The 18,611-nt window shown below is 70.0% G+C and carries 20 protein-coding genes; 8 read left to right on the top strand and 12 right to left on the bottom strand.

Features of this window, described 5'->3' with window-relative positions; all coding sequences use genetic code 11:
- The first annotated feature begins 189 nt into the window (after positions 1 to 189).
- Complete coding sequence (locus ACZ7SW_RS05710) at positions 190 to 1,029, top strand: inositol monophosphatase family protein (protein ID WP_470229194.1); 840 nt, start codon at positions 190 to 192, stop codon at positions 1,027 to 1,029.
- A 73-nt stretch (positions 1,030 to 1,102) separates the two neighbouring features.
- Here ACZ7SW_RS05710 and ACZ7SW_RS05705 read toward each other — a convergent pair whose 3' ends face one another.
- From ACZ7SW_RS05705 to menD, 5 genes are all read right to left on the bottom strand, one after another.
- Entirely contained in the window at positions 1,103 to 1,561 is a 459-nt protein-coding gene (locus tag ACZ7SW_RS05705; protein WP_470229193.1) for a DUF3592 domain-containing protein, read from the bottom strand.
- Positions 1,562 to 1,570: 9 nt separating this feature from the next.
- Positions 1,571 to 2,233 carry a hypothetical protein gene (locus tag ACZ7SW_RS05700; RefSeq protein WP_470229192.1) on the bottom strand — a complete coding sequence of 221 codons (663 nt, stop codon included), beginning with the start codon at positions 2,231 to 2,233 and terminating at the stop codon, positions 1,571 to 1,573.
- 58 nt (positions 2,234 to 2,291) lie between these two features.
- The gene (locus tag ACZ7SW_RS05695) at positions 2,292 to 3,803 is read right to left on the bottom strand and encodes a M1 family metallopeptidase (RefSeq protein ID WP_470229191.1); all 1,512 of its coding nucleotides are present in this window, start codon (positions 3,801 to 3,803) and stop codon (positions 2,292 to 2,294) included.
- A 91-nt stretch (positions 3,804 to 3,894) separates the two neighbouring features.
- The gene (locus tag ACZ7SW_RS05690; protein ID WP_470229190.1) at positions 3,895 to 4,251 is read right to left on the bottom strand and encodes a hypothetical protein; all 357 of its coding nucleotides are present in this window, start codon (positions 4,249 to 4,251) and stop codon (positions 3,895 to 3,897) included.
- A gap of 22 nt (positions 4,252 to 4,273) precedes the next feature.
- The gene (menD, locus tag ACZ7SW_RS05685; RefSeq protein ID WP_470229189.1) at positions 4,274 to 5,950 is read right to left on the bottom strand and encodes a 2-succinyl-5-enolpyruvyl-6-hydroxy-3-cyclohexene-1-carboxylic-acid synthase; all 1,677 of its coding nucleotides are present in this window, start codon (positions 5,948 to 5,950) and stop codon (positions 4,274 to 4,276) included.
- A gap of 93 nt (positions 5,951 to 6,043) precedes the next feature.
- Here menD and ACZ7SW_RS05680 point away from each other — a divergent pair, with 93 nt between their 5' ends.
- The 3 genes from ACZ7SW_RS05680 to ACZ7SW_RS05670 all read left to right on the top strand — a co-directional run bounded on the left by ACZ7SW_RS05680 (position 6,044) and on the right by ACZ7SW_RS05670 (position 9,089).
- On the top strand, positions 6,044 to 6,967 hold the full coding sequence (locus tag ACZ7SW_RS05680; RefSeq protein WP_470229188.1) for a 1,4-dihydroxy-2-naphthoyl-CoA synthase: 924 nt from the start codon (positions 6,044 to 6,046) through the stop codon (positions 6,965 to 6,967).
- A 14-nt stretch (positions 6,968 to 6,981) separates the two neighbouring features.
- Positions 6,982 to 8,145: an o-succinylbenzoate--CoA ligase gene (menE, locus tag ACZ7SW_RS05675; protein ID WP_470229187.1), complete on the top strand. Its 1,164-nt coding sequence runs from the start codon at positions 6,982 to 6,984 to the stop codon at positions 8,143 to 8,145.
- Between the two features lie 74 nt (positions 8,146 to 8,219).
- Entirely contained in the window at positions 8,220 to 9,089 is an 870-nt protein-coding gene (locus ACZ7SW_RS05670; protein WP_470229186.1) for a 1,4-dihydroxy-2-naphthoate polyprenyltransferase, read from the top strand.
- On the opposite strand, the gene ACZ7SW_RS05665 is transcribed toward ACZ7SW_RS05670, so the two are convergent.
- A complete protein-coding gene (locus ACZ7SW_RS05665) occupies positions 9,086 to 9,862 on the bottom strand; it encodes a helix-turn-helix transcriptional regulator (protein ID WP_470229185.1) in 777 nt (258 codons plus the stop codon). The genes ACZ7SW_RS05670 and ACZ7SW_RS05665 overlap by 4 nt on opposite strands.
- Positions 9,863 to 9,949: 87 nt before the next feature.
- Between ACZ7SW_RS05665 and ACZ7SW_RS05660 the strand changes: the two genes are divergently transcribed.
- A complete protein-coding gene (locus tag ACZ7SW_RS05660) occupies positions 9,950 to 10,618 on the top strand; it encodes an alpha/beta fold hydrolase (protein ID WP_470229184.1) in 669 nt (222 codons plus the stop codon).
- Between the two features lie 115 nt (positions 10,619 to 10,733).
- Here the strand turns inward: ACZ7SW_RS05660 and ACZ7SW_RS05655 are convergent, their stop codons facing one another.
- A complete protein-coding gene (locus tag ACZ7SW_RS05655) occupies positions 10,734 to 12,173 on the bottom strand; it encodes an aldehyde dehydrogenase (RefSeq protein ID WP_470229183.1) in 1,440 nt (479 codons plus the stop codon).
- A gap of 104 nt (positions 12,174 to 12,277) precedes the next feature.
- Between ACZ7SW_RS05655 and ACZ7SW_RS05650 the strand changes: the two genes are divergently transcribed.
- Positions 12,278 to 12,925: a TetR family transcriptional regulator gene (locus ACZ7SW_RS05650; RefSeq protein WP_470229182.1), complete on the top strand. Its 648-nt coding sequence runs from the start codon at positions 12,278 to 12,280 to the stop codon at positions 12,923 to 12,925.
- Here ACZ7SW_RS05650 and cds1 read toward each other — a convergent pair.
- From cds1 to ACZ7SW_RS05635, 3 genes are read right to left on the bottom strand one after another with little or no spacing between them, the layout of a single operon-like run.
- The gene (gene cds1 / locus ACZ7SW_RS05645; protein WP_470229181.1) at positions 12,903 to 13,979 is read right to left on the bottom strand and encodes an L-cysteine desulfhydrase Cds1; all 1,077 of its coding nucleotides are present in this window, start codon (positions 13,977 to 13,979) and stop codon (positions 12,903 to 12,905) included. The two genes, ACZ7SW_RS05650 and cds1, sit on opposite strands and share 23 nt — an antisense overlap.
- The gene (locus ACZ7SW_RS05640) at positions 13,976 to 14,266 is read right to left on the bottom strand and encodes a DUF4229 domain-containing protein (RefSeq protein ID WP_275294506.1); all 291 of its coding nucleotides are present in this window, start codon (positions 14,264 to 14,266) and stop codon (positions 13,976 to 13,978) included. The genes cds1 and ACZ7SW_RS05640 overlap by 4 nt, the downstream gene beginning before the upstream one ends.
- A gap of 11 nt (positions 14,267 to 14,277) precedes the next feature.
- Positions 14,278 to 14,751 carry an Lrp/AsnC family transcriptional regulator gene (locus tag ACZ7SW_RS05635; RefSeq protein WP_470229180.1) on the bottom strand — a complete coding sequence of 158 codons (474 nt, stop codon included), beginning with the start codon at positions 14,749 to 14,751 and terminating at the stop codon, positions 14,278 to 14,280.
- 362 nt (positions 14,752 to 15,113) lie between these two features.
- Between ACZ7SW_RS05635 and ACZ7SW_RS05630 the strand changes: the two genes are divergently transcribed.
- Together ACZ7SW_RS05630 and ACZ7SW_RS05625 are read left to right on the top strand one after the other, a co-directional pair.
- Positions 15,114 to 15,326, top strand: a complete 213-nt coding sequence (locus tag ACZ7SW_RS05630) for a BldC family transcriptional regulator (protein WP_009072010.1) — start codon at positions 15,114 to 15,116, stop codon at positions 15,324 to 15,326.
- A 157-nt stretch (positions 15,327 to 15,483) separates the two neighbouring features.
- A complete protein-coding gene (locus ACZ7SW_RS05625) occupies positions 15,484 to 15,666 on the top strand; it encodes a hypothetical protein (protein ID WP_451998495.1) in 183 nt (60 codons plus the stop codon).
- Between the two features lie 565 nt (positions 15,667 to 16,231).
- Here ACZ7SW_RS05625 and ACZ7SW_RS05620 read toward each other — a convergent pair.
- Both ACZ7SW_RS05620 and ccsB read right to left on the bottom strand, forming a co-directional pair.
- On the bottom strand, positions 16,232 to 17,533 hold the full coding sequence (locus tag ACZ7SW_RS05620) for a MinD/ParA family ATP-binding protein (RefSeq protein WP_470229179.1): 1,302 nt from the start codon (positions 17,531 to 17,533) through the stop codon (positions 16,232 to 16,234).
- Between the two features lie 85 nt (positions 17,534 to 17,618).
- Positions 17,619 to 18,611: a c-type cytochrome biogenesis protein CcsB gene (ccsB, locus tag ACZ7SW_RS05615; RefSeq protein ID WP_470229178.1), complete on the bottom strand. Its 993-nt coding sequence runs from the start codon at positions 18,609 to 18,611 to the stop codon at positions 17,619 to 17,621.

The following is an 18,611-nucleotide window of genomic DNA, read 5'->3' as shown; positions in this document are numbered from 1 at the left end:
TGGCGACTCGCACGGCGTCACTGTCGCAAAACCGCAGGCAGGGCGGGCCAATCCCGCGTAACCGACCGGCCAACGGTGGCGAAACACTCCGCAGCGTCCGCGCTCGGTCGCCGACCGTCGAATAATTCGCCACGACATGTCATCTTCCGGTCGTGTCCCGGACACCAGGACCGCCCAGACTAAGCAGGCATGACCCTCTTGTCCTCCAGGCCGTCGCGGCCCGTCGAACCCGGGCTGCTCTCCCGAGCACTCGAGGTCGCGGGGCGGCTGGCGAACGACGCCACCGACGTGATCACCGCGACCGCCGGCCGCGGCGCACACCCGGCGACGCTGGATTCGCCGTTCGACTGGGTCACCGACACCGATCGGATCCTGGAACGGCACACCCGCCGCGTGCTGACCGCGGAGTTCCCCGGAATCCCGGTGGTAGGCCACGAATTCGGGGCCGACCACGGCGCGGACGTCGCGGAGTATCGCTGGGTGGTCGATTCGGTGGACGGCACCGCGAACTATGTCGCCGGAGTCCCTTGGTGCGCTTACAGCCTCGCCCTGGTCGACGCGAGCGGCCCGGTGGTGGGCGTGGTCGCGGATCCGTACCGGGCGCAGATCTACGCCGCCGCTCGCGGACGGGGCGCTCGCGCGAACGGGAAACCGCTGAAGCTGGTGGACCGTTCGGGTACGGCGGGGGCGATCGTCTGTACGGAACTGGCGCGCAAGGGGCCGTGGCCGGGAATGGGCGAGTTCATCGAACGAGCGGCGGCCGCGCACGCCGGGGTGCGGGTGCTGGGGTCGGCCGCGCTGTCGATCGCGCAGGTCGCGCTGGGGCACGCGGCCGCGGCGGTGCTGCACAGCTACCACGAATGGGATGTGGCTGGGTCGGTCGCGATGGCGATCGAGGCGGGCGCGGTCGTGCTGGACAAGCACGGCGAGGACACCGCGCTGCCTACGGACGGGCTGCTGGTCGCCGCGCCTGGGGTGGCGGACGAGGTGCTTGGCTGGTGGCAGGAAACGGCGACTGTCGGGACCTGAGGTCTGTGAGGGGAACCCTGGGGTAATCAGCGTCCGTGAAGGTGGCCCTCACGGACCCGCCGAGACGGAGACCTCACACCTTCGCGGGCACCGGTTCCGGAGCCGTCCGGTCCCGCTTGATCAGCCTGCGCAGCCACCACAGCAGCGGGCTCGCCACCAGCCACGTGATCAGCACCGTCATCCCCACCGGCAGCAGCGTCAACGTCGCGGTCCGGCCGGCGACCCGGGTCAGCTCCGGGTTCGTCGCGTCGTACTCGATCGCCACCAGCTGGCCGGCGGCGAGCCCCGACGGGTACAGCACCCCGGTGGGCGGACTGTGCACGATGCCGTCCGGCGTCTGGTACTGGATGATCGTCCGGTCGAAGGCCACCGACTCGACCGTCGCGGTCGCCGTGCCCAGGTGCGATTCGATGGCGCTGTCGTTGCGGAACGCGGCGAAAACCAGGCACACGCACATCACTGTGAGCAGCACAGCCACGCCCAGCACGGCGAACCACCCGATCCGCCGCGCCCGCACACTCCTGGCTGCCACACCGAGAGTTTAGTCGGGTGCGCCGACCAGCCCGGCACTCGGCAGCCAGTGCGCCCGGTACCGCACGTGCAGGCAGCACCTGGTCACTCCGCACGTCTGATCGACCTCGGCGCACGCGTGGTGCGGCGATTCCTCTCCGGGAGCCGAACCCGGCGCACCGAACGCGAGGTCGAAAAAGTACTCCGCCGAGCGTCGGAAAACTGCCGCGCTGCCGGTCAGGAAGAGCGTGTCGGCGTGAGTCCGGTCGTACAGCCGGTCGCGGGTTCGCCAGTACGGCCACTCCATCGGACGCCGGTCGGCCGGGATCCGCACCGTGTGCGGCCGGGCTGGGCCGAGCGCCGCTCGCAGCCGCGGCCACTGCGAAACGCGCAGCTGCGCGGTGTGCTGGCTCAGCACCAGATCCAGCGGACGACCGGTGCGCTCCGGCTCGGCCGGGATCCGGCCAGCTCGCAGCGGGAGATGGATGATCGTGTGCCGCGACCGCGCGGCCAGCAGCCACAGCACCCCGATCCGGTACGCCGCCCGGCGGTCGACGTACATCTCCGTGTGCCACTCGCATTCGAACAGCAGCGCGGTATCCAGACCGGGATCAGGGCGCAGCACCCGCCACTGTCGGCCGTCGAGCCGAGCGTGGCGGAGCTGCGCCCGCACCTTCATTGCTTGCCGGGCCACCGAATCCCCTTCCTCGAATGCGGAACTCTCCAGAATCCCGCATCCGAGCAAGCGAATTTCAGTGCTCGCCGGCCTCCGCCAGCGCGCGGTGGTTGGCCTGGATCTGGTCCCACGCCTTCGGCTTCGCGTGCGCGGCGAACGCCTTCGCCGCGACCGTCCCATTAGGACCGACCGCGGGCTTGCCCTTGGTGAACAGCCAGGTCTGGAACAGCTCCTGCAACGGCTTTCCCGACACCTTCTCCGCGAGCGCGATGAAGTCCGGGATCACCGCCGCCTTGCCGGCCTTGGCCGCCTGCCACTGCTGGAGGATCGAGAAGAACGCGTCGTCACCGACCGTCTTGCGCAACGCCTGCACGGCCATCGCACCCCGGTCGTACACCGCGCGGTCGAACTGCTTCGGCTCGCCCGGGTCGCCCGGCAGGACCTGCCAGAACGGGTCGTCGGCGGCGTAGGAGTCGTACGCGTACTGCGCGAGTTCCGCGGTCGTGCCCTCGCCCTGGTGCTCGGTCCACAGGTACTCGGCGTAGGACGCGAAGCCCTCGTTCAGCCAGATGTCGCTCCACTTGCCCAGCGAAACGTTGTCGCCGAACCACTGGTGCGCGTTCTCGTGCGCGATCAGCGTGGTGTTGGCGCCGGCGGCGAAGTTGCGCGCGCCGTAGGTCGGCCGGGTCTGGTTCTCCAGCGAGAAGGTGATCCCGCTGGTCACGACGCCGCCCTCGGCCTCGAACGGGTACGGGCCGAACTTCGACGCCAGGAACTCGTCGACCTCCGGCGTCCGCTCCACGCTCGCCTTGGCCGCGTCGAGCGAGTCACCGAGGTCCGCGCCGTAGGCGGTGATGAACGGCTTGCCGTCCGGCGTGGTGGACTGGACCACGTCGTACTTGCCGACGATGAACGACGTCAGGTAGGTCGCCTGGGGCTTGGTGCTGCGCCAGTTCCACCGCGTCCAGCCCGCGCGCTTCTTGGTCTTGCGCACGAGCGTGCCGTTCGTGATGGCGGAGAGGCCGTCCGGGGCCTCGATCGACACGTCGTAAGTCGCTTTGTCGGTCGGGTGGTCGTTGGAGGGGAACCACCACTGCGAGCTCTGCGGCTCGTCGACGCCGAGCGCTCCGAAAGCGCCCTTCTTCCACGTGTTCAGGCCGCCGACCTTCTCCGTCGACGGACTGTCGGAGTAGCTCACCACGACAGTCGCGGACTGGCCCTTCAGCAGCGGCTGCGCCGGGGTGATCACCAGCTCGCCGTCGCCGTTTTGGTTCGTGAACTGCGCCGGACGGTTGTTCACCAGCACGTTCGACGCCTTGAGCGCGAAGTCCAGGTCGAACCGCGAGAGGTCCTGAGTCGCGGTGAGCAGCAGCGTCGTGGTGCCCGACAGGACGTCGGTTTCCGGCTGGTAGCTCACGCGGATGTCGTAGTGCTGCACGTCGGTGCCGCCGTTGCCGGCGTTCGGGTAGTACGGGTCGCCGACGCCGGGCGCGCCCGGTGCCGGTACTGCCGAAGCGGTGCCTGCCAGCAGCACCGTCGCGACTCCAGCCGCAACCGCCCCGATTCCGGCCCGAGTTCTCGATCGCATGGTTCCTCCAAGGTGGCCAATGCGACCGAACGTATCCACGTGGGCACCCGGCAGGTACGTCCGAAGGACGGGTTCTTACCCACTGGGAAGATCAACCGGATTCGGCGATCCACCACGCGACGGCGATCGGGATGCCGTACAGGATCGGGCCCGCGTACAGCCCCGGCCACGGCCCCCAGCCGCGCCGCACGGCCAGCCCGGCCATTGCGAACGACCCGCCGATCGCCGCGAACCAGCCGACCCACGGCAGCGAGGCGACCGCCTGCTGTCCGGCCGCGCTGCAGATCGCTCTGCTGTCCCCGGCGAAGCAGTTGTCGCTGGCCATCACCAGGAACGACGAGAAATACGAGCACACCAGCCCGATCAGGGCCAGTGCCGCCACTGCCGCGCTGAACCAGGCCCACCGGCCTCGCGGGCGCAGGTCCGCCTCGTTCAAGAAATCCCCCATTTGCCACCGGCACCCCCGCCGGTTAAACCGTCCCCACCGCTTCCGCGACCGCCGACTTCAGCCGCGCGTGGAGATTCCGGTGCTGCGCACGGTCAACACGGACCTCGACCACCCGCAGGCCCGGTGCCGGCTGCAACGCGGCACGGAACTCTTCGACCGTCTCGGCCACGACGTGCGGCACCCGGTAGCCCGCGCAGAGCGCGCCCAAATCCGCGCCGTGCGGGGTGCCGAACACGCGCTCGAAGCTCGCCGAGTGTTCCGGCGCGCCCTGCTCCAGCAGCGAGAAGATGCCGCCGCCGTCGTCGTTCAGCACCACGATCGTCAGGTCCGGCAGCTGCTCCGCGGGCCCGGTGAGCAGGCCGGACGCGTCGTGCAGGAACGTCAGATCGCCGAGCAGCGCGTACGAAGGCGCGCGGTGCACAGTGGCCGCGCCGATGGCCGTCGAGACCGTGCCGTCGATCCCGGCGACGCCGCGGTTGCGGTGCACCAGGACGTCCGGACGCAGCCGTCCGGCCAGCGCGACATCGCGGGTCGGGTTCGAGGAGCCGACTACCAGCAGCGCGCCTTCCGGCAGCGCGTCGACCAGCTCAGTCGCCACCCGCACGCCGCTCGGCCACGGCTCGGCGGCCAGCGCCGTCGAAACGGCTTGGCTGGCCGCGGCGTCCGCGCGCTGCCAGCTCGCCAGCCACTCCGGGTCAGCGGGCTTCGTCGGCTCGGCGAACCACTGCCCGACCTGGCGGACGTTGTGCGCGGGGGCCGGCCAGTCCGAATCCGGACGCACCAGCAGCACCTCGACCTCCGGGTCCGAGAGGACCTTCTGCACCTGCCGGAACACCGTCGGACGGCCAAGGCACAGCACCTGCTCGGGACGGTGCCGCGAGATGAATTCCTCGACGCCCAGCAGCCAAGCGCCGGACGACATCGCGGTCGCGCCGGACAGGCCAAGCCCGCCGGTCTCCGAAACCACCGGCCAGCCGTGCTGTTCGGCCCATTCGCTGGCCGCCTGCGCGCCGGTGTCGCACGCGATCACCAGGCCGTGCCGCGCCGAGGGCACCACGAACGAGGGCAGCGCGCCGAAGTCCGGCAGCTCGGTCCAGCGTTCGCCGTCCGGACGGCCTTCGAGCGATTCGTACCACTCGCCGTCGTCGTCGAGATCCGGCACGAGCGGCTCGCGGAACGGGATGTTCAGGTGCACCGGCCCGCAGCGCCACTCGCCGTACGCGGCGTTCCACGCGCGGCAGATCTGGCTGCGCCAGTAGGAGTTCTGCCCGGCCCGGCGTTCGGCGACGGCCAGCTCGTCGAAGTAGCGGACCGCGTCGCCGTACAGCTCGTACTGGTTGATCACCTGGCTCGCGCCCGCCGAACGCAGCTCCGGCGGACGGTCGGCGGTGAGCACGATCAGCGGCACGCCCGCCCGGTCGGCCTCCAGCACGGCCGGGTGGAAGTTCGCCGCCGCGGTGCCGGAGGTGCAGACCACCGCCGCCGGACGGCCGGTGCGCGCCGCGATGCCGAGCGCGAGGAACGCCGCGCCGCGCTCGTCGATCCGGACGTGCAGCTGCAGCCGTCCCGACGCGGCGGCGTCGTAGAGCGCGATGGACAGCGGCGCGTTGCGAGATCCTGGACACAACACCACGTGCGACACGGTGTTGCGGACGAGTTCGTCGACGATGACCCTGGCCTGCGCGGTGGACGGGTTCACCGGCAGACCTCCGCGTGCGCGCCGTCCGAGGGACCTTCTCCGGAGGCGGCATCAGGCACAGCGATCATGTCCACAGGTCCTATTCTCCCAAACGTGGATGACGCCCGAGTTTCCGAGCTGTTCGACCCCGCCGCCTGGTCTGAGGTCGAAGGGTTCTCCTTCACCGACATCACCTACCACCGTTCGCGAGATGCCCGCTCTGGCAAACGGGTGGTCCGGATCGCTTTCGACCGTCCGGAGGTCCGCAACGCCTTCCGCCCGCACACCGTCGACGAGCTCTACCGGGCGCTCGACCACGCCCGGATGAGCCCGGACGTCGGCTGCGTCCTGCTCACCGGCAACGGCCCGTCGCCAAAGGACGGCGGCTGGGCGTTCTGCTCCGGCGGTGACCAGCGTATTCGCGGACGCTCCGGGTATCAGTACGCGAGCGGGGAGACCTCGGACACGGTCGACCCGGCGCGGGCGGGCCGGCTGCACATCCTCGAGGTGCAGCGGTTGATCCGTTTCATGCCGAAACCCGTGGTCGCCGTGGTGCCCGGCTGGGCCGCGGGCGGCGGGCATTCCCTGCACGTCGTGTGCGATCTCACCCTCGCCTCGGCCGAGCACGCGCGGTTCAAGCAGACCGACGCGGACGTCGGCTCGTTCGACGCGGGCTACGGTTCGGCGGGCCTCGCCCGGCAGGTCGGGCAGAAGTTCGCGCGGGAGATCTTCTTCCTCGGCCGCGACTACACCGCCGAGCAAATGCACCGGATGGGCGCGGTCAACGAGGTCGTTCCGCACGCCGAACTGGAGCGGGTCGCGCTCGAATGGGGCTGGACGATCATCGGCAAGTCGCCGACCGCGCAGCGGATGCTGAAGTACGCGTTCAACGCGATCGACGACGGGCTCGTCGGACAGCAGCTGTTCGCCGGAGAAACCACCCGGCTGGCGTACATGCAGGACGAGGCCGTCGAGGGCCGTGACGCGTTCCTGGAGAAGCGCGACCCGGACTGGTCCGACTACCCGTACTACTACTGAGAAGGTCGTTCCCCGTGCACGTGGTGTGGCTCGACGGCAGCGCCGACGCGCTGACCGCCCTCGACGAGGCCCTCGCGGCGGCCCTCGACGGCGGCCCGGCGGTCCTGCCGCTGAACTCGGCGGATCCGTCGGCCCCCGCGCTGCTCGAAGCGATGGCCCCGGAGCAACCGGTCGAGCCGGACACCGCCGTGGTGATCGCCACGTCCGGGACCACCGGAGCGCCGAAGGGAGTGCTGCTGTCGCCGCGAGCGCTCACCGCGTCCGCGACGGCCACGCACGCCCGGCTCGGCGGTCCCGGGCACTGGCTGCTCGCCACGCCCGCGCACTACATCGGCGGCTTGCAGGTGCTGATCCGCGCGCGGCTGGCCGGCACTAAACCGGCGTTCCTGACCGGCGTCGGTTTCCGTCCGGACGAGTTCGCCGCCGCGGCTGCCCCGGTCTTGGCGGCGGACGGGCCGCGCTACACCGCGCTCGTGCCGACCCAGCTCGTCCGGCTGCTCGACGACGGCGGCGCTGGCCTGGCCGCCGCGAAGGCGTTCGACGGGATCATCCTGGGCGCCGCCGCCACCTCGCCGAAGCTGCGGGCGCAGGCGGCTGAGGAAGGCGTGCGGATCATCCCCTCATACGGGATGAGCGAGACCGCCAGCGGCTGCGTCTACGACGGCATTCCGCTCGACGGTGTCCGCGTAGAGCCAGACGCCGACGAGCGGCTGTGGATCTCCGGCCCGGTGCTGTCACACGGCTACCGCCTCGCTCCGGCGCTGACCGCGGAGTCGTTCCAGGACGGCTCTTTTCGTACCTCCGACCGCGGTCGGCTGCTGCCCGACGGCCGGGTCGAGGTGCTCGGACGTGCGGACGACGTCATCAACACCGGCGGGGTCAAGGTGTCCGCCGCCTCGATCGAACGGCTTCTCGGCGCCCAGCCCGGGGTGCGGGACGCTTGTGTCGTCGGTGTTCCAGATCCGGAGTGGGGCGAGGCGGTCGTCGCGATGGTGGTCGTCTCCGCCGCTGCCTCGGCTGACGAGCTGCGAGCTGCTGTCCGCGCCGAGTTGGGTGCCGCCGCCACCCCGAAACGCATCGAGTTCGCGAGCGAGCTGCCCCTGCGCGGCCCAGGCAAGATCGACCGGCGAGCAGTGCGGTCCCGGCTCGTCCGTGAGGGGAACCCTGACGGACTCTGATTCCCTCAGGGTTCCCTTCACGGCTTTTGGCCGGGTACCGAACGGGTGAAGATCGCATGGCGTTGAATGGACCCATGGCGACAGTCAGTGAGTGGATCGAAGGCGCGCGGCCGAGGACGCTGCCGAACGCGATCGCGCCGGTCGTGGCCGGGGTCGGAGCGGCGATCGCGCTCGACTCGTTCTCCTGGTGGCGTTCGCTGCTCGCGTTGCTGGTCGCGCTGTCGCTGATCATCGGCGTGAACTTCGCCAACGACTACTCCGACGGCATCCGCGGCACCGACGAACACCGCGTCGGCCCGCTGCGTCTCGTCGGCTCCGGCGCGGCGAACCCGAAGGCCGTGCTGCGCGCCGCTCTGACCTCGCTGGGCCTCGCCGGAGTGCTGGGCCTGACGCTCGTCGCGCTGAGCGGTTACTGGTGGCTGCTCGCCATGGGCGCGCTGTGCATCCTCGGCGCGTGGTTCTACACCGGCGGCAAAAAGCCTTACGGCTACTACGGTTTGGGCGAGATCGCGGTCTTCGTGTTCTTCGGCTTGGCCGGCGTCCTCGGCACGGTTTACGTCCAAGCGGGCCGAGTCAGCTGGGACGCGCTGGGCTGCGCGGTGGCCGTCGGCTCGTTCTCGATGGCCGTGCTGGTGGCGAACAACCTGCGCGACATCCCCACCGACATCGAGTCCGGCAAGCACACTCTCGCGACCCGCATGGGCGACGGCGGCACGCGCAAGCTTTACCTGACGCTGGTGACCGTTCCGTACGCACTCACCGTGCTGCTGGGCATCTGGCATCCGCTGCTGTTCATCACGTTCGTGACCGCGCCGCTGCTGCTGAAGCCGGTCAAGGCCGTCGGCGGTGGCGGCAAGGGCCGGGAGCTGATCCCGGCCCTGCGCGACACCGGCATGGCGATGCTGGCCTGGGCGGTGCTGAGCGCGGTCGCGCTGGCGCTTTAGCGGCCGCTTCGATAGCGCCCCGGCGTTGTCCCGATGACGGCGGTGAACGCCGCGATGAAGCCGCTGGGATTGGCCCAGCCGCAGGCGTAAGCGGTGCGGACAGTGTCGTGACCGTCGGCGAGGAGCACCAGCGCGTGGTAGACGCGGAGCTGGGTGCGCCACTCGTAGAAGGTCATGCCGAGTTCGTCGTGGAACAGCCTGCTGAGGGTGCGCGAACTGGCTCCGACCGCCTTCCCGAGTTCGGCCAGCGTGGCGTTGTCCGCCGGGTCCCCGTGCAGCCTCTCGGCAATCGCGCACAGCCGGTCGTCCCGCGGCGCGGGCAGTTGCAGCGGCGGGTCGGGCGCTTCGCGGAGTTCGTCGACGAGGACCCGGTGGAGGCGAGCACGGGCGGAGCCGCGGTAGCCGGAGCCCTCGTAATTGCGGGGCCCGGTCAGCGCGAGCAGGACCTCGCGAGCAAGGCCGGAAGTCCGGAACACCGCTGGCCGGTCCGAGACGAGCCGGGCCAGCGACGGCGCGAGAAAGACGATCCGGATGTCGGTGTCGCCGTGGGCCCGATGGAAATGCGGGAACCCGGCGGGCGTCCAGGCGACTCGGGTGGCGGGCGCGAGCGACGTGCCGTACTCGGTGTGCACCGCCAAGACGCCGCTCGCCGCGTAGACCAGGTGCCCGCGCTCGTGCGTCTGCAGTTCGCTGGTTTCGCCGGACGGCCAGAGGTGCCTGCCGCCGGAGGGCCACAGGTACGACGCCGTACTGAGTTGGCGGGGAACGGGCATCAGTTGGCATTCTAGCGTTAACGAGCCATCGCCGGTCCTTGAAAAGCTCTCTCCCGAAGAGGTCGTTGCGGTTCAAGGGAGAAATTCATGTCGACGTTCGTTCTCGTACCCGGCGCTTGGCACGGCGGCTGGGTCTTCGAGGAGGTAGTGCCGCTGCTGGAGCGTTCCGGGCACACCGTGCACGCCTTGACCCTGACCGGTCTCCGGCCGGAGGACGACGCCGCGACGGTCGCCGGCGCCAACCTCGACACCCACGCCGACGACGTACTGACGCTTCTCGACCGAGCCCACGTCACCGACGCGACACTCGTCGGCCACAGCTACGGCGGGTTGGTGATCGCCGCCGCTGCCGACCGGGCCGGCGGCCGGGTCTCGCGGGTGGTGCATCTCGACGCCTACGTGCCCACCGACGGCGATTCGTGCTGGTCATCGACGACCGAGGCGTACCGGCGGGTATTCGTGGCCGGCGCCGAGGACACCGGCTACGCCGTCCGTCCGCCCGAGCGTGACGGCCGGGATTCCCGCCGTCGTCCCCATCCGCTCGCCTCGCTGCTGCAGACGGTCCGGCTCACCGGAGCGTTCGCCGAGGTCCCCCGGCGCGAATTCGTCTACTGCTCCGGGTGGGAAGGCACGCCGTTCACCGAACTCCGCACCCGGCTCGAAACCGACCCGGAGTGGCTCGTCCACGACCTCCCCACCGCCCACAACGCGATGGCCGAAGACCCCGAAGCTGTCGCCAAACTGCTGGACAGCTAACCGTCGAACCGGCCGGTGAACAGAAAGTCGTCGAACCGCGCCCGACGCGGTGCCAGGTCGATCCTCTGCTCGCCGAGCCATTCAGCTGAAGCCGGTCGAGGCCGCGCTGGCGCGTTTAGCGGCCGACCGCGATCGCCTGCCACTCCACGAACTCCGCCAACCCGTGCGAGCCGTACTCGCGGCCGACCCCGCTCGCCTTGAACCCGCCGAACGGCGCGCTTCCGTGCCGCGGCGCACCGTTGACGTGGAACGTGCCCGTGCGCACGGCCCGCGCGATCTCGACGCCGTGCGCCGCGTCAGCCGTCCACACGCCGCCGCTGAGGCCGTAGTCGGAGTCGTTCGCGAGCCGGATCGCCTCCTCCTCGGTGTCGAACGGGATCACCACGACCACCGGCCCGAAGATCTCCTCACGCGCGATCCGCATGTCGTTCGTGACGTCGGCGAACACCGTCGGACGCACATAAAACCCGTCCGCCAGCTCGGGATTCGCGAGCGGCTCCGCCCCGCCCGCCGCGACCCGCGCGCCCTCCTCGACGCCTAGTCGCAGGTACGACAACACGCGCTCGCACTGGTCTTGGCGGACGATCGGCCCGACAAACGTGTCCGGCTTCGCCGGGTTGCCGACCACGAGCCCGTCGGCCATCTCCGCGAGCGCGGTGACGATCTCGGCGTACCGCTCGCGCACCGCGAAGATTCGCGTGTGGGCCACGCACATCTCGCCGTTGTTGGCGAACGTCGCGCTCCGGATCCCCTGGGCGACGGTCTTCGGGTCCGCGTCCGCGAGCACGATCGCCGCGGACTTGCCGCCGAGCTCCAACCCGACCCGCTTGAGCTGCTGGCCAGCGAGCGACGCGATCCGCCGCCCGGCCGCGGTCGAGCCGGTGAACGAGATCTTGTCCACGCCGGGGTGCGTCACCAGGTGCTCGCTCACGTCGCGGTCGGCCGCGAACACGCTCACCACGCCCTCGGGGAAACCTGCCTCCGCGAAGATCTCCGCCAGCACCATCGCGTCGAGCGCGGTTTCCGGCGCGGCCTTCAACAGCACCGGATTGCCCGCCAGCAACGCCGGAATCAGCTTCACCAGCGCGGCCGAATGCGGCGAGTTCCACGGGATCACCGCCGCCACCACGCCGACCGGCGCGGCACGCACGACGGTCCGGTTGCCCGCCTCGTCGGTCAGCGTCTCCTCCCAGGAGAACTCGCGCGCGGTCTCGAGCCACGCCGCCGTGCGCTCCGGGAGGGTGCGCTGCGTCCAGCCGGTGAACCAGATGGGCGAGCCGTTCTCCGCGGTGACCAGCTCGGCGATTTCGTCCGCGCGGGCGGCGTGCAGGTCGTTGAACCGCTCGACCAGCCGTAGCCGCTCAGCCAGCGGAGTTCTGCCCCACGGTTCGAGCGCCTGCCGGGCTGCCGCCACCGCGCGGTCGACGTCGGCCGCCGAGGCTTTCGGCGCGGTGCCCACCAGCGCCCGGTCGTGCGGCGAACGGATTTCGAAGGTGTCGGTCGTCGCGGGTTCAGTCCAGCGTCCGCCGAGGAAGAGCTGGTCGTAAGTACGCATCGGGATCTCCTGCCAGAGTTAACGGAACACTGCTCTCTTGTTCTCGAAGTTAACAGGACGCTGTTCTTTTATCAAGAGAGCAGTGTCCTGTTACACTTCGAGGCGTGCCAGAGTTCCAGCGCGCCCGCAGTCCCGAGCAGGTCGAAGCCCGCCGCGAGGCGATCCTCGACGTCGCGGAACAGCTGATGACGGAGTCGTCCGTCAGCGAGGTCAGCATGCGCGAATTGGCCCGCCGAGTAGGCCTGTCGGCGTCGAACGTCGCGCGCTATTTCCCCACCCGCGAGGCCGTCTACCTAGAGGTGCTCGACCGGGCCCGCGGCGCGTGGCTCGACTCGCTCGCCCTCGACGGCGACCTGTCGGAGGTCGCCGCGACCCTCGCCCGTTCACTCGCGAGGCGACCGGTGCTGTGCGAACTGATCAGCGTGCTGGCGAACGTGCTGGAACGGAACGTTTCGGTGGAGATCGCGCGGGATTACAAGCTGCGCTCAGCGAAGCACAACGCCCGCACCGCCGACCTGCTGCGCGCCGCGCTGCCGGGCCTTTCCGCGGAGACCGCGCAAGAACTGTCGTCCGCGATCTTCATGTTCACCGCGGGGATGTGGCCGCTGGCGCACCCGAACGAGGCCGTCCGGGAAGCCATCGAGGACCCGCGCCTCTCCGGCTCCCGCATCGACTTCGAGGACCGATTGCGCCGGCTGATAGTCGTGCTGACGCTGGGCTACCAGGACGCTAAGCGTCGAACCGGCCGGTGAGCAGGAACTCGTCGAACCGCGCCCGATGCGGCGCGAGGTCGATCCCCTGCTCGCCGAGCCACTCGTCCGAGTAGTACGTGTTCGCGTACCGCTCGCCGCCGTCGCACAGCAGCGTCACCACCGAACCCGCCTGGCCTTCCGCCAGCATCCGCGAGATCAGCTGGAACGCGCCGTACAGGTTGGTCCCGGTCGAGCCGCCCGCCCAGTGCCCGGTGCGGTCGCGCAGCAACCGGATCGCCGCCAGGGAACCGGCGTCGGGCACCTGGAACATCTCGTCGATCACGCCGGGCACGAACGACGGTTCGCAGCGCGGCCGTCCGATGCCCTCGATCCGCGACGGCATCCCGGTCGCGTAGTCCGGCGCGCCGGTCTCCCAAGCGCCGTAGAACGACGAGTTCTCCGGGTCCACCACGCAGATCTTCGTGGTGTGCCGCTTGTACCGGACGTAGCGGCCGAACGTCGCGCTCGTCCCGCCGGTGCCCGCGCCGACGACGATCCACGACGGCACCGGATGGCGTTCGGCACGCATCTGCGCGAACACCGATTCGGCGATGTTGTTGTTGCCGCGCCAGTCCGTCGCGCGCTCGGCGTAGGTGAACTGGTCGAGGTAGTGCCCGTTGCACTCGGCGGCCAGCCGCTCGGCCTCCGGGTACATCGCCGGCGCCGCGTCGACGTAATGGCACTCGCCGCCGTAGAACTCGATGAGCGCGATCTTTTCCTTGCTGGTCCGCCGCGGCACGACGGTCACGAACCGCAGGCCGAGCATCCGCGCGAAGTACGCCTCGGACACCGCGGTCGAGCCGCTGGACGCCTCGACCAGCACGGTGTCCGGGCCGATGTGCCCGTTGACCAGGCCGTACAGGATCAGCGAACGCGCGAGCCGGTGCTTGAGCGAGCCGGTCGGATGCACCGACTCGTCCTTGAGGTAAAGGTCGATGCCCCATTCCGGCGGCAGCGGGAAGACGTGCAGGTGAGTGTCGGCACTGCGGTTGGCGTCGGCCTCGATGATCCGGACGGCTTCCCGGACCCAGGCGCGGCTGTGCGGTTTGCTCATGCCGCGGAGTCGTCGGCCGGGGTCTCGCCGCGCAGCTGCGACCGCAGCTGAGCCCGAGCACGCGCGCGGGATTCGTTGCGCTTGGCCAGACCCGCAGTCACGCGCTGGTTCAGGCCGCGCAGGAGCAGCAGGCCAAGCGGAAGGCCGACGACGAGCCCGATCAGCAAAGAGACCAGCAGCGGCACGCCGACCAGCGAAAGCACGACCGCGACCACCGCGACGAGCGCGAACCGCGCGATCAAGTACACCGTCAGGTCACGGGGAAGGTGGTCCGGTGTCTCGCTCACACCGAAACAGGCTACGCCCCGCTCGGCGGGTCTTCGTCCAGGCCCGCGTTGTTGGGGCGGCCCTCGAACCGGGTGGAGAGCACCACTGTCGTATTGGTGCGGCCGACGCCGGGGATGCGGCGCAGCCTGCCGAGGGTGAGCTCCAGCTCGTCGACCGTCGAAACCCGCACCTTTACTACGAAGGCCTCGTCGCCCGCGACCGCGTAACAGCTCTCCACCTCGGGCAGTTCGCCGAGCGCCGAGGCGACGTCCTCGTCGGTGGCGGTGTCGGTGGGATGGATGCCGACCAACGCGGTGACGCCGAGTCCGACCGTGTTCGGGTCGACCATCGCGTGGTACCCGGTGATCACGCCCGCCGCCTCGAGCTTGCCGACGCGTTCGTGCACCGACGACGCGGAGAGCCCCACCGTCCGGCCGAGGTCGGCGTAGGTAGCCCGGCCGTTGGCCCGCAGCTCGGCGATGATCTTCCGGTCCAGCTGATCCACCGGCCCATTATGCGGCGCGCCCGCGCGACCGGCTCATCCCGGTAGGTCCCGGATTGTCTCCTGCGTCACAGCAACCTCAGCGCCCGTGACCGCCCAGACTCGGCCTTTGCCTGATCTTTACCCGATTCCCGGCGCACCCTGTGGGAAAATGCCTGGTCAGCGGGGCGCGAACGGGCCCTGAGCGATCCTGAGAATCTGCTGAGTTATGTCCCTTTTGCACTTTAAGGGCTCTTTACCCAAGGACAACCGTTCGAGTACCCGACGGGTGAAGTGCCACGATTGCCGCGTTGGCCACCCGGGCGCGACGGGCGAAATCGCCCGATGCCCCCGGTATAGCAAGTTGGGCGTTAAGGAGGCGGAAAATGACCGCAACCATGGGCGGACGGTTGCTCACCCCGGGTGAGGTGGCCGCTCTGTTCCGGGTGGACCCGAAGACCGTGACCCGCTGGGCCACCGCGGGTCGCATCGGCTCGATCCGGACGCCGGGCGGACACCGCCGGTTCCGCGAGTCCGAGGTGAACGACCTGCTGGCCGAACTCACCACGGACGCCAGCGAACCGACCCGCAAGATCTGATCCGCGGGTCACGCAGACGACGAAGGGTCGTGAGTGGCAAGGGGTGCCTCCCGCATCGCTTGCCGGTCACGACCCTTCGCCGCGTTCCGGCCCGCCGCACCCCATCCGGCCAGTTTGCGGCTAACCTGGGGGGCCAGCACGACGGAAGGACCCGGGCATGATTCCTCTGCTCGCAGCGGTGGGCGCGATCACCATCGCCGTTCTGTTGTGGCGGGCACTAGGCGCGCAGCGGATCAGCGTCCCGCAACGCCGCCCGGCCGTCGCTCCCGACGACGATCCCGAATTCCTGCGCAAACTCTCCGAACAACAGCGCAAGCGCCCCGACGACACCGACTCCTGACCCCTCCTTCGGTCCGCACTTCCGCGCCGCACGGTCAGACCGGTTACGCGCCCCCCGCGAGTCAAACCAGCTTCCGCACCACACCGCGCACCAGCCCGGTCACACAACCGCGCCCACGTCAGCCCGGTTACACAACCGCGCCCACGTCAGCCCGGTTTACGAACCACGCCACACGTCAGCCCGGGCTACGCACGCAACCCCAACCCGAGATCGCGCTGGTTTCTGGACTGAGCGATTTCGCCGGCCCCCCGGGCCGGCGAAATCGGGAGGGAAGAAACCAGCTCCCCGGCGATCTCGGCGCCACGGCGAAGCCGGGGCAATCAAACACAGTGCTGCTGCCGCTCACGCCCAGGGCAACCCACCACCCGGCGACCAGCCCCGCCCAGCAACCAACCACCCAGCAACCCAACCCCGCCCGGGGCAACCACTGGGGCACCCGACCGTCCAGCAACCGGGCTCCCCCGCAACCAACTCCGCCAGGTCACCCAACTCCGCCCGGGGCAACCAACCACCCAGCGACCAGCCCCGCCCAGCAACCACCCACCGGGGAGCAACCAACCGCCCGCTAAACCCGCCCCCCAAACCCATCCGCCACAGTCGCCGCCAACTCCAGCAACGCCAGCCGCGTATCCCCGCCCAGCCGTTCCAGCTCGATCTCCGCGCCCTCTTCCAAATGCGCGTCGAACGGAATCCGGCACACCGCCCGCACCTTCGCCCCAAAGTGCGCGGCCAGCTTGTCCAGATCGACCGAACTCCCCTTAGGCCGCACCGAGTTGATCACCACGACAGAACGTTTCACCAGGTCGCCGTAACCGTGCGCCTCGAGCCAATCCAGCGTCGCGGACGCACTGCGCGCCCCGTCAACCGAACCCGACGACACCACCACCAGCGAATCCGCGACGTCGAGGACGCCCTTCATCGCCGAGTGCATCAAACCGGTGCCGCAGTCGGTGAGCACGATGTTGTAGAAGTGCTCCAGCAGGTTCACCGTGCGCCGGTAGTCGTTCTCGGAGAACGCCTCCGACACCGCCGGATCCTGTTCGCTGGCCAGGATTTCCAGCCGGCTCGACCCTTGCGACGTGTAGGACCGGACGTCGCTGTAGCGCGTGATCTTGTCCGCGTCCCGCAGCAGGTGCCGGACGGTCGCGGTGGTCTCGATGGCGATCTTCTGCGACAGCGTCCCGCGGTCCGGGTTCGCGTCCACCGCCACCACGCGGTCGCCGCGCAGTGACGCGAACGTCGCGCCGAGCGTGGTCGTCGTCGTGGTCTTGCCGACGCCGCCCTTGAGGCTGAGCATCGCGATCTTGTAGCACCCGCGCAGCGGCTGGTTGACCCGCGCGATCAGCTCGCGCCGTCGCGTGTCCGCGGGGCTCTCTCCGGGGTTGACCAGCTTGCCGGTGCCCAGGTAGAGCGCCTTGCGCCAGCCTGACTGCGGCGTCCGCTTCTGCTGCTTCACCAGGTGCGCGGTCGCCAGCTCATCAGCGCCGGACGCGGGCTGCGGAAGCCCCTGCGCCCCCGCTGCCGGAACCGCGCCAGGGGCGGGAACCGGCGTGCCGGCCGGAGCGGCGGGCGGCGGTTGCTGCTGATACTGGTACCCGCCCGGCGCGGCGTGCTGCGGCTGGTGCGCGCCCGGAGGCTGCAACGGCGGCAGATTCTGGTCGTAGTGCGCCTGGTAGCCGCCCGGCTGCGGCAGCGGCTGATACGCCCCCTGCGGCGGCGGGTCGACGACCTGCGTCGGCTGCGCGTCGTACGGCCCGGTGCCGGGGTGCGGCGTCGAATCCGTGCGTTCTTCGGAGAACATGGCAGCCGGTTCCTGGGCCTGCTCGGACTGCTGTTCCCCGGCAGTCTCTTCACTGGGTCCGGTCACCGTTGCCAACCTCCCGGGTACGTCGAAGGGCCCCTGAGGACGACGGTAGTCGCCCGAGGCCCGGTCCGGGCGGTGGACCCCCGGCTCAGCTCACTCCGGCGTAGGAATGCAGTCCGACGGTAACCAGGTTGACGAAGAACAGGTTGAAGATCGTCACCGAGAACCCGACGACGTTGATCACCGCGGCGCGCGTCCCGCGCCAGCCCGCGGTGGCGCGGGAGTGCAGGTATGCCGCGTAAACGACCCACGCGATGAACGCGACGGTCTCCTTCGGGTCCCAGCCCCAGAACCGGCCCCACGCGGCCTCGGCCCACACCGCGCCGCACAGCACGCCGAAAGTGAAGATCGGGAACGCCACGATGGTGGCGCGGTAGGCGATCCGGTCGAGCACGTCGGCGGCGGGCAGCTTGGGACCGAACTTGGAGAACTTCGCCGGGTTGCGGTCATGAGCGGTGCGGAAGAGGTACAGCACGCTCGCCACGCCCGGCACCAGGAACACGCCGGAGCCGATGATCGCGGCGGACACGTGGATCACGAGCCAGTACGACTGCAGCGCGGGCACGACCGGCGCGGCCACCGTGTAGAGCATCGTGCCGTTGATGAACATCAGGATCACGACGGGCAGCAGCAGGAAGCCGGTGAGGTGGCGGACCGGGAACTTCTTGATCACCACGAGCCACGCGACGACGGTGATGAAGGTGACCGCCATGCCGTACTCGTACATGTTGCCCCACGGCGCGCGGTGCACCGCGAGTCCGCGCAGCACGATCGCCGACAGCTGCAGCAGCGCGCCCAGCACGAGCAGCGCCGCGCCCATCCGGCCGATCCGCTCGGCGCGGCCGACCGCGCGCGGGGCCTCGGGCTCGACCGGGGCGTCGCCGTCCTCGATGCCGGCGTCGTCGGAGTCCGGTCCGCCCGCGCCGACCAGCACGCGCTTGCGGCTGCGCTCGGCGGCGAGCCGGCCCTTGGCCCCGAACGCCTGCTCGAAGAGCGTGAACAGCAGCGCCAGCACGTAAATCGCCACTGTCGTCGTGTACAGCAGGTCGCTGTACTGCGAGAGAGTCTCGTTGATTTCCAT

It is taken from the genome of Amycolatopsis sp. NPDC114484 (assembly GCF_055633755.1).
This window is presented reverse-complemented; position numbering and strand designations above follow the sequence as displayed.